The 13,670-nt window shown below is 56.6% G+C and carries 12 protein-coding genes; 4 read left to right on the top strand and 8 right to left on the bottom strand.

Going from position 1 to position 13,670, the window contains the following annotated elements; genetic code table 11:
- Positions 1-21 precede the first annotated feature (21 nt).
- Genes RPS27_RS38615 through RPS27_RS38590 form a run of 6 tightly spaced genes read right to left on the bottom strand, consistent with a single transcriptional unit; the run spans position 22 to position 6,821 of the window.
- A complete protein-coding gene (locus RPS27_RS38615; protein WP_313755059.1) occupies positions 22-786 on the bottom strand; it encodes a glycoside hydrolase family 16 protein in 765 nt (254 codons plus the stop codon).
- Positions 787-800: 14 nt separating this feature from the next.
- The gene (locus RPS27_RS38610; protein WP_313755058.1) at positions 801-1,838 is read right to left on the bottom strand and encodes a hypothetical protein; all 1,038 of its coding nucleotides are present in this window, start codon (positions 1,836-1,838) and stop codon (positions 801-803) included.
- On the bottom strand, positions 1,835-3,151 hold the full coding sequence (locus RPS27_RS38605) for a hypothetical protein (protein WP_313755057.1): 1,317 nt from the start codon (positions 3,149-3,151) through the stop codon (positions 1,835-1,837). Before RPS27_RS38605 ends, RPS27_RS38610 begins: the two co-directional genes overlap by 4 nt.
- Positions 3,152-3,153: 2 nt before the next feature.
- Positions 3,154-4,332: a glycosyltransferase family 4 protein gene (locus tag RPS27_RS38600; protein WP_313755056.1), complete on the bottom strand. Its 1,179-nt coding sequence runs from the start codon at positions 4,330-4,332 to the stop codon at positions 3,154-3,156.
- The gene (locus RPS27_RS38595) at positions 4,329-5,423 is read right to left on the bottom strand and encodes a glycosyltransferase family 4 protein (protein ID WP_313755055.1); all 1,095 of its coding nucleotides are present in this window, start codon (positions 5,421-5,423) and stop codon (positions 4,329-4,331) included. The genes RPS27_RS38600 and RPS27_RS38595 overlap by 4 nt, the downstream gene beginning before the upstream one ends.
- Positions 5,424-5,456: 33 nt before the next feature.
- Positions 5,457-6,821 carry an undecaprenyl-phosphate glucose phosphotransferase gene (locus tag RPS27_RS38590; protein ID WP_313755054.1) on the bottom strand — a complete coding sequence of 455 codons (1,365 nt, stop codon included), beginning with the start codon at positions 6,819-6,821 and terminating at the stop codon, positions 5,457-5,459.
- 470 nt (positions 6,822-7,291) lie between these two features.
- On the opposite strand from RPS27_RS38590, the gene RPS27_RS38585 reads away from it, so the two are divergent.
- From RPS27_RS38585 to RPS27_RS38570, 4 genes are all read left to right on the top strand, one after another.
- Positions 7,292-8,203 carry an ABC transporter substrate-binding protein gene (locus RPS27_RS38585; RefSeq protein WP_313755053.1) on the top strand — a complete coding sequence of 304 codons (912 nt, stop codon included), beginning with the start codon at positions 7,292-7,294 and terminating at the stop codon, positions 8,201-8,203.
- 209 nt (positions 8,204-8,412) lie between these two features.
- Entirely contained in the window at positions 8,413-8,685 is a 273-nt protein-coding gene (locus tag RPS27_RS38580) for a hypothetical protein (protein WP_259218947.1), read from the top strand.
- A 283-nt stretch (positions 8,686-8,968) separates the two neighbouring features.
- Positions 8,969-9,943, top strand: a complete 975-nt coding sequence (locus tag RPS27_RS38575; protein ID WP_313755052.1) for a GDP-L-fucose synthase — start codon at positions 8,969-8,971, stop codon at positions 9,941-9,943.
- A gap of 61 nt (positions 9,944-10,004) precedes the next feature.
- On the top strand, positions 10,005-11,312 hold the full coding sequence (locus RPS27_RS38570) for a WcaI family glycosyltransferase (RefSeq protein WP_313755051.1): 1,308 nt from the start codon (positions 10,005-10,007) through the stop codon (positions 11,310-11,312).
- A gap of 104 nt (positions 11,313-11,416) precedes the next feature.
- Here RPS27_RS38570 and gmd read toward each other — a convergent pair whose 3' ends face one another.
- Together gmd and RPS27_RS38560 are read right to left on the bottom strand one after the other, a co-directional pair.
- A complete protein-coding gene (gene gmd, locus RPS27_RS38565; RefSeq protein ID WP_313755050.1) occupies positions 11,417-12,508 on the bottom strand; it encodes a GDP-mannose 4,6-dehydratase in 1,092 nt (363 codons plus the stop codon).
- 163 nt (positions 12,509-12,671) lie between these two features.
- Positions 12,672-13,238, bottom strand: coding sequence for a transglutaminase-like cysteine peptidase (locus RPS27_RS38560; RefSeq protein WP_313755049.1), 567 nt, complete (start codon positions 13,236-13,238; stop codon positions 12,672-12,674).
- Positions 13,239-13,670: the final 432 nt, after the last annotated feature.

The raw sequence follows: 13,670 nt of genomic DNA, 5'->3' as shown, positions 1-13,670 counted from the left end.
TCCAGCGAATATGTCGGAGGTTTATCGGGATAGCACCCGGACCCAGTCCACATCCAATTGGTGCTGTGGTCCATCCTTGTGCTTATAAGATCCTAGAATCAAGAACATGTCCTGCTGCTCGCATATCTCCGGCGGCTTTGCTTCAATCACCGGGACCGAGTCGAAAAACCATGTCAATTTCTCTGGCGTCCACAAGAGCCCATAATTGTGCCAAGTGGAAAAATCCACGTTGTGCGGGAATTTGTAGCGCGCGTTAGTGTTTCGTACGTGCGTCTTTTTGGTCCAGTCATGTACCGACCCAACAAAAAGGTTTGGGCCGAAGTTTTCGAACACGTCAATTTCGCACCAATGATCGTTGTCGGTCCCTAGCGAATGCGGACGACTGAAGAGCCAGAACGCTGACCAGTCGAGATCGTCATTGGCAAATCTCATCCGCGCTTCGAAAAAGCCGTGGTGAAAGGTGACGCCCCCACCGCCCCGTCTAGGAACCGTGGTGATCGGCGTCTCGGTATTCCCAGGCGGTGTCGTGATTGTCAGGATGCCGTCCGTTGCCTGGATTTGGCTCGCGGGACGCGGATTCTGGTACCATAGTGCATTGTACCAGGTATTGGCCTGCTTACCTGGAGTGTCCAAGTCCAAGCCCGTAAAATCGTCTTGGAAGATTACGCGCGTGTAGCCCTGAGTCGTGACCTCCGCCGGAATCGAAGATCCGTCTGGATTCGCCGCGGCAGTTCTTTGACCGATGGCAACCAAGGCGATGATGAAAAGAAGAAAGCGAGTTTTCACGGACTTTCCCCAGATCAGTTTGTCATTCTATTAATAACTCGAACTACTTGCGCCGGTAGGAGTTGTCTCGCCATGGCTCTCGCCCTCAGTTTGATGAAGTACTGAAGCTTGATCATCGACGACTCTTTTCGAGCAATATTTCCGTCGAGGAGAATGATTCGGTCAGGGTGTCCATCTCTGTATAGAATGTGACTTCCTGCGATCGCCGCGAAATGAGCATTGTCCTGGCCTACGATTCCTCCGCAGGAAGCCAGCAGTTGCAGGTTCTTGAATGCGACATAGGTCTCTTGAGCGGCGATGGTTGGGTTCGCCATCAACATCTTATGGTTGGCGTTATTGTACCGCTTCTCTGCACGATCAAATATCACGTCGACTCCCATCGGCGCGACAATCGCTGAATCCGCCTGTGGGTCGTCACTAGCGACGAAGATGCTCGTAAACTGCCACTTCTGGTAAATTGTGCTTATTGCGCTATTGATCAATGAAGCGGGTACATAAGGTGTTTCGACCCGCTTGTCACCACGTCTCAGGTGCACTCCAAGTGTGTTCGTCGTGACTCCGAGGCGTATGAGGTCTTCTTGAAAGCGAGCTCGGAAGTCCGGAAGAAAACGGATCCAGGAAAGCAGCCACCCATCGATCTCGGCCAAGTCGCTGCTTGAGAGCTCGTACTTCCGGGCAAGTTCTTGCTTTGCCCATCTCTCGACGCTGAGGCCTTCAGCGCTCAGCGACCTTTGAACATCAAAATAGTTGAATCTAACAAGCGGGGCTGCGTGAGAGTCGTCTCTCAAGTCGATCGGAGGAGCGTTCGCAGCCGTACGCTCGTCGTACTTAGCCACGTATACAGGCTCCATACTCTGAACGTACGGAGGGTCTTCGTGAGACAGGAAGATAGCCTTGCGATCGACAATAAGAGCGATCTTTAATCCAAGAAGTCGTCTCGACAATTGTCCGCCGTATCCGATCGGGAGCTGATCGATAACTACGCCGGGACATGCCGGTGAAAACTGAAGATCGCTCAACTTGGAATTAAGAAGCCTGTCAAATTTAGTCATCTTGCGCTCAACTTGCTTGAAGGGAATGTTGCAAAGCGCCACGTCAGGTAAATGGAAGCGATGGCACTTCCCGCGGCGATGCTCGCAAGCATGGCTATTGGCCCGATCCAAGCAGTCGCGAAGCCGCCAACCAGAACCGATGCGACATTAGCAACAAGACATGTTCTGCTGAACACTCCCATCCGCCGTTCAGCAAGATAGACACTTGCCAACAGTGTCAGTGACGACGTCGAAGCAAACAACAGAAAACCACTAACCGAGTACCAAGTTGATTCCGGCCCGTGGAGCGCGACCACACCTACGCGAACGTCTCCCGGCGGCTTGACGGCGGTCACAAGCACAACAAGAAGTACCGCAAGAAAAGCAACGAGGCACAGAATAGAGCTAGCCCGCTTCAGCCATCTTACCCACCGCAGATCACCACGGGCGATCGCGTCCACATACGCTGGAATAAGGGGACGAGCTATAAGGGAGAGTGGATTACTTAGCCGTGCTATCAGGAGCTGAACCGTGGAGAATGCCCCGTATGCCTGCGCACCGGACAAATAGAAGGCGACAAAGGACGCCCCATATAGCTTGATGTAGTCAGAAACGCTGTTTACGACATTGGGCCGCGCATGCCAGATCGTTCGCTTCCACTCATCGTAATCCGTCTGAAGACGAAACCTGATTCCAGTTGAGAACAAGACCTGAAGGAACGACACTAATGCCCAGCAAAGCGGGCAAAAATAGTAGACAGTGAGCACGCGTGCGAACGTAAGCCCCTCATATTGGTGTAATAATCCGAAAATGAGAATTATTGTTGCGTTGCTGGCTAACCCGAACGCGCTTGAAATATGGTCCTGCCGAACCCCCAACCGGAATACTTCCGCCCAGGACAAGGTGGCGGTCGCGACGAACGCTGCGGCACAGACGGCAATCGACAACCTGAACTCAGCGGGCGATAGCCAATACGCGAAGAGGATGGCCGGCAATTCAAGTGCAAGCCCGAGCGTCATGAAAATAGCTAGCGAATTTTGCGCCAACCGCCGCAACTCTATCCGGTCATTCGATGCATGAGCGAAACGCACAACGAAGGTAGTGCCCACGGGAGTAAAAACGATCGCAAACGTCGTGGTCGCCGCCATCGAATAGTTGAAGGCGGCGTATTCATCGGCTGTGAGAGACAGGGCAGCCAAGGGCAAACAGGCAAAGATCACGAGAAAGCCGAACGCCTTCGTTAACGCGCTGAAGGCGATTGACCTGATGAGGAGATAGCTCCGGCCTTTAGGCTGGGTCAGGTGAGACCGAACTCTTGTCGAGACCTTTTGCACCTTTAGACTTTTCTGGTGGTTAGGGAAGATCTGCTATTCCGGCTTCTGTCATAAATCATCCAGCAGCCCTGCAAAATAGCCTTTGCTGCATTATCAGGATTGTACGGTTCAATGTGCTTGAGGCAGGTTCTCGCCGTCACCGCCACATCTGAGAATACATCTGGTGCGGTCTTCATACGTTCTGATAACTGCCTGATATTTCCCCACTCAAACGAGAATCCAGTCCTTCCTTCATCAATCAGCTCAGGAACGCACCCGCAGCGATGGCTGACTACTACGGGGCAGCCATAGCTTAGGGCCTCATTGACGACCAGTCCCCAGGGCTCGCTGTGGCTTGGCAGTACGAAGCAACTGGCTTTCGCGTATTCTTCAAACAGTTCGGGACCGGATTTCGACCCGGCGAACATTACACCTTGTTCAATTCCCAACGTGGCAGCTCGAGTCCGCAAATCTGGTTCGGAGGGGCCGCTTCCGACAAACACAAGCTTTGCTTCTGGTTTGGCGCGCAGAACCTCCGAAAACGCTTCGAGCAGGTGGTCCAATGATTTCTCCGGCGAAAGCCGGCCAACATAGAGGTAGCGTGGAGCGCCGACCGGTGCCGCATACTCCATGCGCATCCTAATCGCTTCCTCCGCTCCGTAGTTCTTGGGCAGTGCCGCGGCCTGACAGCGAATAAAGATCCTTTCAGTCGGCACGCCGTAACGAATGACGTGCTCTGAAGCTCGGGCTCCATAACAAAAAATGCCGTTGGCCCAATTGAAAATGATGCGCTTGCAGAGGCCCCTCAGGAACGTTTGCTGCTGATCATACAAGGTCGAGTCGCAAAACAAAGCAAATGGGTGCCGCTTCAAAGTTAGTATCAGCGCTTGCAACCATACAGCGGGCTTTTCATATCCCGAGAGGATAGTGATATCGGCCGTGTCCTTCCAAGTCAGGCGAGCCATCTTCGACAGCAGTTTTGCACGGGGAATGTCCGAAGAAGCGCCTTTAAAGAGGAGTTCGAAGGGATACTTATGCCAGCTGAGGTCTATCGGCGACAGGGTAGTGCGATTAGTATCAGTTTCGGCAATCTGATAAACATGCACTTCGGCGTCTGCTACGTTCGCTTGACGGTAGACGGATGAAAATACGGCCGCCTTGTAGCGCGACCACATGATATTGTGCCAAATCGAGATCTTCATGTCCGGGAATCGTTTTGCGCATCGGCGTGTGAGGAGAAGGCGATCTTTGCTCTAGTTCTTTCTATGTCATGAATTCCAAATGAGTGCCGGGCTATTGCCGTACGTCTTTGAGCAAAGCCTTCGGATCTCAATTCCTGAAGCCAAGATATGGCTGCCGGTATAAAGGACTGATCTTTGGGTATGACTAAGCCATGGCCGTTGACCTGCGAGGCGATGCAACCGCGCTCATACGCAATCACGAGGTTGCCGGCCGCTAGGGCTTCGTAGAGCACCGTTGGCTGAGCCTCGTTGGCATAAGTCGTCGGAAACACGAACACGTCGATGGACTCGTAAAATTGGACTTTCTCATCGCCGTACAGAGGGCCGGAATAGCTCAGGCGATCGCCAAGATCTTTCTGTGCGGCCTCGATAATGCGCCTGTCATCCGCCTCGCGCACCGGGCCGGCGAGCGTTCCTCGTATGTTTAAGCCTTTGTCACGTGCCGCGCGCAACAGATCGAGAAAGAGATGAAGTCCTTTTTCGCGATTAAGGTTGCTCAGCAGTCCGATCTTGATGGGCACGCCATGCGAGGGCAGACCTCGGCCAGTTTGGGGCGATACAAACGCGGCGTTCGAAATCACGATCGCTCGTTGCGGTTTCCAATATGTGTGACCGAAGCGCTCTTGCATCCGCTCGCAAAGAAAGATGTGCATGACCTTCGAGCCAGCCGCATGGAGGGCAATCTCCATCATGCGGCGCTTCTCGTTGATATATCCGAAATTATGGTGATGTAGATAAGTCGGATAGCCAAGCAGCCGGGCCACCGTCAAGAGATAGATTGTATACACGACCCCGAAATCGCTCTGGCATGGCATGTAGCAGATGCGGTTTCCGCGCCACGTATTGAAGACCAGATGCATCGAGGCAAGGAGCACGCTGACTGTTCTTAAGAAGTGGTAAGCGAGTCCGCGCTTACCGACTCTTGGCGAAATGTTTACAACCTTGACGTCGTGATCCTCGCTGAGGAGCTTCACGTATTCCAAAGTGATATAGGCAAGGCCGTCTGTCGGCGGCGGAATTTGTCCGATCGCTACAATGAAACGTCGATTCATCTGCATAAGACCGGGGATCGATGCCGGCCGTGTTTAGTAGGCGGAAGTGTGAAGCATGCTAAACGCGGTTCGTAGCATGATTTTCAGATCCAATCCCAAGCTCCAATTATTGATGTACCACAGATCATGCTCCACGCGCTTCTGCATCAGGTCGAGCGTGCGGGTTTCTCCGCGATAACCATTAACCTGGGCCCAGCCGGTGATGCCGGGCTTGACGTGGTGGCGGAAGGCGTAGTTGCCGATGATCTGCTCATATTCGTCGTTGTGGGCGGCCGCGTGCGGGCGGGGGCCGACCAGCGACATGTCGCCCTTGAGCACGTTGAAGAGCTGCGGCAGCTCGTCGATCGAGGTCTTGCGCAGCCATTTGCCGATCGGCGTGACGCGCGGGTCGTTCTTCTCTGCTTGCTTGATCGTCGAGCCGTCTTCCAGCACGCGCATGGTGCGGAACTTGAAGATCTTGAACGCGCGCCCGCCGAAGCCGTGGCGGGTCTGGCGGAAGAGCACCGGGCCCTTCGAGCTCAGCTTGATCAGGATCGCGGTCGCCAGCATCACCGGCGCGAACACCAAAAGCGCAACGCTCGCGCCGACGAGGTCCAGCGTCCGCTTGAGCGCGCGCTCCTTCCAGGACAGCGGCGCGCGGCGCAGCTCGGCGGTGAAGGTGTTGCCGGTGGAGACCAGCGGATAGCGCAGGAACCGCGCCGCGTTGGGGTCCGGCACCAGATGCACGGGGATCGGCAGGATCTTCAGCGCGTCCAGAATGCTGTCGATCGCGTGCTGCCGGCTCCAGTTCATCAGCAGGAAGACGTGCTCGATCCGCTGCTCGCGCGCGAACGCGATCAGCTCCTCGAATCGCGGCGCCTGCTGCGACAGCAGCAGCGGCGAAGCGAGGTCCTTGGCCGGGATCTCCATCACCCGCACCAGGCGGTAGCCGTGCTGGCCGAGGTCGTCGACCGCGTTGGAGGAACTGGCGAGGCCGAACTCGGCGATCATGATGGCGCGGCCGTTGGCGAAGGCACCGGTGCGCAACGCATAAGCGGTCCAGCGCGCCGCCAAAGTCTTCCAGGCGAGCAGGACGGTGAGGCCGACCAGGTAGAACGAGATCGTGATGCCGCGCGAAAACTCCTCGCTGGCCTTCATCGTGAAGGCGATCGCCAGCAGCGCCCCGAACAGCCCGGTCCACGTCGTCAGCGTCAGCCGGAACGTGCGGGGGAGATTGGTGATGTTCTTCAGGCGGTAGCCGTGCTGCACCACCGTCAGCAGCACGAAATTGATCGCAACCAGCACGCTCGCCGCCGCATAGACATCCGTCTTGCCCAGCGTGCCCGCGGTGACGACGTGATAGCCGACCGCGCAGCCGATCCCGCTGACCAGAACCAGCGCTGCATCAACGACAGCCATCGCCCGCTCGACGATCGCAGGTCGCATCCAGCTCGGCGCAAAGCCTGTAGCCGTCTCCGCACCTGGCGCGACCACGCGGATTTCCGTCGTAGAATCAGCGACGGGTACCGGTCGAGTGGAAAGAATCGTCATCCTGCCAAACCCATTGACGCAAAATTCATTACCCGAACAAGCCGTGCTATCGGTCAAAATCGCTGATAAAACAAGGCGAAGGAAAAATTAACCTTACCCCACAAGCTGTATTGTAGCTCATCTCGCCTCGCCTGATATGTTAAATTTCGCAACCCGTTAGGAAGTTCTCATTGCCACGAACCCAGTCTCGGCGGCGAACCCGGTCGAGAGGGAAGCGCTACCTCGCCATTGGCCTTGCCGGCTTGGCCTTGGTCGGAACCGCGCTCCTCTTTCTTAGTCCCGATGTGGCTCCAGTACGGGCGCCGACGGCCCCAACGGCCGCCGCAGTCAAGTTCTTGTTGGACGGGCCATATGGGGCGCGCTTTGCCGGCGATCTCGCAGCATCGAGGCAGGGTTATTTCTCGTCCCGCATCGAGCTGGCGGCCCAACCCGACCCGAACTTCGTCCAGATTGTTGCAGGTCAACATGCCATCGGCGTGACGAGCGGCCAAAAGTTCCTGCTGGCAAGCTGGCGCGGCGCTCCCGTCACAGCGTTTGCCGCAAGCTTCCTCGATACATCCGTCGCGATCTTCACGCTCGAAAGCTCGGGCTTGCGGCGGCCGGCTGAACTGGTCGGAAAGCGGGTTGGGTACCGCAGAGCGAGCGAGGGAGACGTCGTCTTCGATGCCATGATGGCGCAGCTCGGCCTTCCCCGCAGCCAGATTACCAAGGTGCCCGATCGCGACAGCTTCGAGGCTCTGCGGGCCGGAGAGGTGGATGCCGTCATCGCAGCCATCGACGAGCAACCGGATCCCTCCAGTTCGGCTTTTGTAAAGCTGAATGTCATCAAACCGCAAGACTACGGGATCCATGTTCCTGGCTTGGTCTACTTCGCGAGCAATGTCCTCGTCCATGAACAGCCATCCATCATTGCCGATGTCCTTCAGGGCGTCATTCGGGGATGGCAGTTCACCTACGCGGACTATGCACGGAGCGTGCCCGTTCTCGCTGGCGCCGGACCGGCCAAGCTGCCCCCTGAGCGACTGAAATTTGAGCTGCAGCAGCAGCGCCCGCTGGTACTTCCGACGGGCGGCCGGATCGGGGACTACGACGAGAGCCGCTGGCGCACGCTTCGGGATATCCTTCTCTTCGCCAAACTTGGCGAGGAAGACGTCCCTCTGGCCCAAACTGTCAACTACCAATTCCTTCGGGATGTCTACCGCCGATCGCCCGATCTCGCCGCCCCGGGCGCCTGGAGCGAGGAAAAATAGGACCAAGAAGCCACACTTGCGCGCCATATCGTCCCAAAAGCCCCCCAGCTGCCTCGGCATCAGTTGCATTTCCGCTGGTGGCCTTGGTAAACTTCGGTTCACTATTTGGGCTGGTCGCGGAGTGAACTGGCGAACCGGCGACGTCGGTCGGCGGGAATCTGACGAGCATGGTTGGGAATCACCTCCGCAGGGGCGAGGAGCTATTTTGGATGTTTAATACGTTGATCCGCGCAGGCCTTTTGGCCGCAACTGTTACCTTCTGCACAGTGAGCGGAGCGAACGCCGCGATGCAAATGCCTGCACCGGCAGCCCTGCTGTCGGGCGAAAGCCAGGCGACGCCTGTGACGTTCTGGGCGCAGCCTTATCCCTACCGCTACGCGCCGTGGCGCCGTTGCCCGCTGGTGCGTGTCGAGACGCCCTATGGCTGGTATATGGACCGGGTTTGCGCGCCTCTTGGCCCCGTCCTGCGCCGGGCGTACTGACGTTAGCCTAACCCGGGCGGCGGCTGCCGTTTTCATCGATCTTCAAGGCAGCCGCACGGCCGATGCGGCTGCCTTGCTCGTTTTTGTTTCATTTGTGCCGACCTTTTGTGCGCGCGGTGCAGGTTCACCATGAATATCTTTGCCTAGCCGGGACAGGCTGTCGCATGGTGAAGATTGTGTTACCTGTTTGGCGGGGCTGCATCGGCAGCGTGATTGCGTAATGCGACGGTCGCTGAACTCACAGGAGTGAGGTCCGCCGATCTGAACGCTGGTAGAGGATATGATGACAGGGGCTGCTACCTACGATCTCTCGGGCAAACGTGTCTTTGTCGCGGGTCACCGAGGCATGGTCGGGTCGGCTGTCGTCCGCAGGCTCGCGTCCGAGAATTGCACTGTACTGACGGCCGATCGGCGCGAACTGGATCTGACGAAGGAAGAGCCCACGCTGAGATGGCTCGAGGCTAATCGCCCCGAGGTCGTGGTTCACGCTGCCGCAAAGGTCGGTGGTATCGCAGCCAACAACAATTTTCCGGTCGACTTTCTCTGCGACAATCTTGCGTTGGAATTGAGTGTGATCCGCGCAAGCCACGCGGTCGGTGTGCAGCGCCTGCTGTTCCTCGGCTCGTCTTGCATCTATCCCAAACACGCCAAGCAGCCAATGGCCGAAAGCGAATTACTGACAGGGCCGCTTGAGCCGACCAACGAATGGTACGCAATCGCCAAGATTGCCGGCCTCAAAATGTGCCAGGCGTATCGTCGGCAATATGGCGATGATTTCATCTCAGTCATGCCGACGAATCTATACGGCCGCGGCGACAATTATCATCCGGATCACAGCCATGTTCCGGCAGCTTTGATCCGGCGCTTTCACGAAGCCAAGATCGCCAAGGCGCCGACAGTCACTGTGTGGGGCACGGGCACGCCGCTCCGCGAATTCCTCAACGTCGAGGATTTTGCCGACGCCTGCGTTTTCCTTCTGAAGAATTATTCAAGCGACCTGCCGATTAACGTTGGCAGCGGCGACGAGTTGTCGATTGCCCAATTTGCAACAGCGGTTGCGGAAGTCGTGGGCTATGAAGGCAAGCTTGTGTTCGATACCTCAAAGCCAGACGGAACGCCCCGCAAGCTGCTCGATAGTTCGAGGCTTCTTGGGCTTGGCTGGCGCCCGAACGTTGCTCTGCGGGCCGGTCTTGCGGCCGCCTACGAAGATTTTTTGAAGGGCTACGGACGCCATTTGGAAGTCAGCGCAACGCACTGAGTAAACCGACTTGGACTGCAAAAAGATTTTTTATTCTGAACTTTGATTTGGGCGGGGCTTAATGCGTGTTCTTCTGGTCGGCATCAACTATGCGCCCGATCTGATCGGCGTGGCGAAATACAACGCCGAGCTCTGCGAAAGCCTGGCTGCGGAGGGGCATGAAGTTAAGGTCATTACGGCGCCGCCCTATTATCCGGCCTGGAAGATTCCCCCGGCGTTCAAGTCGTCCTACTTCAGATCAAGAGATATTGGCGGCGTTCAAGTGACGCGTACGCCGATTTATGTGCCGGGACATCCCTCGGGCGCAAAACGGTTGGTCCATCATGCTTCATTCGCGGTCACGAGCGCGGCGCCGGTCCTCTTTCAGGCGCTATCCTGGCGACCCGATATTATGATCGCCGTCGCGCCATCGCTGATGTCGGCTGCTTTCGTCTCGTTCGTAGCCCGTCGCGTCGGTGCAAAGTCGTGGCTCCACATTCAGGATTTCGAGGTCGATGCGGCGTTCGACCTTGGTCTGTTGCGCAATCCTAACTTGCGAAAATGGATGCTGAAAGCCGAGGCGGCGATCCTCAGATCGTTCGATCATGTTTCAACCATCTCTCAAGCAATGGTCGAGCGGCTGAGAATCAAAGGGCTGCGTCCCGACAAGACAGCCGAGGTGAGAAACTGGATTGATACCAATGCGATCTGCCCGGGATCGCGAATGACCAAATACCGTCAGGAGCTGAAGCTGGGCGAGAGCGAAGTTGTTGCACTTTACTCTGGAACAATGTCCAACAAGCAAGGCCTCGAACTCGTGATCGAGGCAGCAATTGGATTAGAGAAAAGCCATCCGCACATCCACTTCATCCTCGCAGGCGAGGGGCCTCATAAAATGAGACTCGAGCAACTCGCCACCGGACATGGCAATATCCATTTTCTCGGGCTTCAGCCGATCGATAGCTTCAATCAATTGATGGCCACGGCCGATTTTCATCTGATTCCGCAGAAGGCCGAGGCCGCCGATCTGGTGTTGCCCTCGAAACTTGGCGCAATCTTCGCGTCCGCTCGGCCTGTCATCGCGATGGCCGAAGAAGGTACGGGTCTTGCGGCGGAAGTCACCGATGCGGGCCTTGTGATTCCGCCCGGAGATTCGTCGGCCCTCGAGCTCGCAATTTGCCAACTCAGCGAAGCGCCGGCCCTGCGGGAGCACTACGGCCAAGAAGGAAGAAAACGAGCCCTTGATCGTTGGGACAGGCGTACGATCGTGCGCCGGTGGTCGGATGCTATGACAGGGCAGGGCAATGCGGCAGGGCAGACGAATGCCGGCCTGACGGACGCTGCGACCAACATTGGGCTTCCCGTTGAGGAGGCCGTTCGGTCGTCCTAAGGCACTCGACAGCAGTGGATGCGTGACGTCATCTCAAAAAAAAGAGCGCCCCGATGGGCGCTCACTTGCTTGGCTAGATCGCTTTTCTGGCCGACCTGTAAGAACTACTCGTGGCGCGGATAATATCTGAAGCCGTGCTGCTTAATGAGTTCGTCCCGTTTTGCGGATTCGAGATCTTCCTTCATCATTTCCCGAACCAGGCTTTCGAACGACGTCTTCGGCTCCCAGCCGAGTTTCTGCTTGGCCTTGGACGGATCACCAAGAAGCGTCGCGACCTCAGTGGGACGGAAATAGCGCGGATCGACGGAAACGATGCACTTTCCAGTCTTGGCGTCGTATCCCTTTTCCTCGACGCCGCTTCCCTCCCAGCGAACTGTCATGCCGACTTCATTGGCCGCCACATTCACAAAATCTCGGACAGAGTGTTGTACGCCGGTAGCAATGACGAAATCCTCTGGCTTGTCTTGTTGCAGCATCAGCCATTGCATTTCGACATAGTCACGCGCGTGTCCCCAATCGCGCAGCGCGTCCAGATTGCCAAGGTACAGCCGTTCCTGCAGGCCCAGATGGATGCGCGCTAAAGCGCGCGTGATCTTTCGGGTCACGAAGGTTTCGCCGCGAACCGGCGACTCGTGGTTAAAGAGGATGCCATTGCAGGCATACATGTCATAGGCTTCGCGGTAGTTGACCGTGATCCAGTAGGCGTAAAGCTTGGCGACGGCGTATGGGGAGCGCGGATAGAATGGCGTGGTTTCCTTTTGGGGGATCTCCTGGACCAAACCGTAGAGCTCGGACGTCGAAGCCTGGTAGAACCGCGCCTTCTTTTCCAAGCCTGTAATGCGCATGGCCTCGAGGATACGCAAAGTACCGAGGCCATCGGAATTTGCAGTATATTCAGGTTCCTCGAACGAAACCGCCACATGGCTCTGCGCCGCAAGATTGTAGATCTCGTCCGGCTGCACCTGGCCGACGATACGGATCAGGCTCGAAGAGTCCGTGAGATCTCCGTAATGGAGGCGGAACGGCGGATTAGGTTCGTGCGGATCGAGATAGAGATGATCAATGCGATCGGTGTTGAACAGCGAGGTCCGGCGTTTGATGCCATGAACCTCATATCCCTTCTGCAAGAGAAGTTCGGCCAAATAGGCGCCGTCCTGGCCTGTGACGCCAGTAATCAGAGCTCGTTTCTTTGTCATATCGATCCCAAAAATTGAAACTTTTGCTTACATGAAATTGACTTGGTGCGGGAGGGCGAAATCGCACGAAAGTCGAGCTTAGATTAACGGCCTTCCAGTCGGTGCATGGAAACCGGGGCATGGTTACTCCTAGGGCTGCTGGCCAGAGGCTGTCAATTGGCGCCTAAAAGGCTGCAATCTCGCGGGTCCAATGCTGTGGATCTGTTCCTGACTCCGCCCGCACGATGACATATCGGTCCAAGGTATCCACGAGCGGCGTAACAACGGGGCTTAGATTGTCGAGCACGAGGACCGCTTTCCCCTCGCGCACGAGCAGCACAAGATGGTGCTCTCCGGTTGCTCGGATAACGACCTCTGCAAGTAGCAGTGCTGAACTGGGCCAGCCGGATCGCAGCAGGAGATGGCGTTTGGTGACAGCGTAATCTCCGCAATTGCCTCTCTCAGGAAATATCTGCCATTCCAAATCTCGGCGGCTTGCGGGCGGATCGCTGGGCGCTATGCCGAAGTTCACCGTCGAATTGATCTGAGCGAGTTCTCGCCAGCGCTGGATCGAGGACCGGAAATCCCGGATTCTGCGGTCGTCCTGACGTTGGCAGTCATCGGGATATTGAATGCAGAATTGCGAGAACGAGAGGGGTGGCGTTACCGCTTGTGATTCGTAGCTTGAATAGGCGGGCTGCCCGCAAACGCAACAAATTATGGCCAGCATGCGGAACGCATGTCGGATCATCGAAAGTTCGCCTAACATTCTTAATTGCTAGACAGAGTATATTGCGATGCGGTGGAAGCGCCATGACAATTGTGAAGCAAACGATGCACAATCGCGGGGCAGCGCGCGCGCTTGACCTGAATGGAGGTCGGAGGCGCCTGTATTGAAGCACTGGTCTCGAACATCTGAATGACTTGAAGGTCTGCTGCCGCTCGATCCGCTATCAGAAAGGCTTACGGAAAGAAGCAAGGCCCGTTCAAAAGGAACCTGTCCGGATGGTCTTTTTGCCAGACGATGACCTTGCTCGGTTGACCCTTGCGCGAGCAGTTCCCGCAGCATGACACCAATGAACGCGGTTCAAGAGTGGACTCGTAGCTGGACCGCTGCTGCATCCAATCGCTGATGTCGGGCTTGAACGTCTCATTGCCGCATCAAAATCCAGCCGCAAACGGG

Origin of the sequence: Bradyrhizobium sp. WYCCWR 12699, from assembly GCF_032144035.1 — a bacterium.
Classification (GTDB): Bacteria; Pseudomonadota; Alphaproteobacteria; order Rhizobiales; family Xanthobacteraceae; genus Bradyrhizobium.
The sequence above is the reverse complement of the archived record's forward strand: the minus strand, read 5'-3'. Positions and strand labels throughout refer to the sequence as shown.

Excerpts from the sequence above, each read along its gene's own strand:
- RPS27_RS38610 (WP_313755058.1), bottom strand. The coding sequence starts at position 1,838 with ATGACTAAATTTGACAGGCTTCTTAATTCCAAGTTGAGCGATCTTCAG.
- gmd (WP_313755050.1), bottom strand. The coding sequence starts at position 12,508 with ATGACAAAGAAACGAGCTCTGATTACTGGCGTCACAGGCCAGGACGGC.
- RPS27_RS38590 (WP_313755054.1), bottom strand. The coding sequence starts at position 6,821 with ATGGCTGTCGTTGATGCAGCGCTGGTTCTGGTCAGCGGGATCGGCTGC.
- RPS27_RS38570 (WP_313755051.1), top strand. The coding sequence starts at position 10,005 with ATGCGTGTTCTTCTGGTCGGCATCAACTATGCGCCCGATCTGATCGGC.
- RPS27_RS38560 (WP_313755049.1), bottom strand. The coding sequence starts at position 13,238 with ATGATCCGACATGCGTTCCGCATGCTGGCCATAATTTGTTGCGTTTGC.
- RPS27_RS38600 (WP_313755056.1), bottom strand. The coding sequence starts at position 4,332 with ATGAAGATCTCGATTTGGCACAATATCATGTGGTCGCGCTACAAGGCG.
- RPS27_RS38575 (WP_313755052.1), top strand. The coding sequence starts at position 8,969 with ATGACAGGGGCTGCTACCTACGATCTCTCGGGCAAACGTGTCTTTGTC.
- RPS27_RS38595 (WP_313755055.1), bottom strand. The coding sequence starts at position 5,423 with ATGAATCGACGTTTCATTGTAGCGATCGGACAAATTCCGCCGCCGACA.
- RPS27_RS38580 (WP_259218947.1), top strand. The coding sequence starts at position 8,413 with ATGTTTAATACGTTGATCCGCGCAGGCCTTTTGGCCGCAACTGTTACC.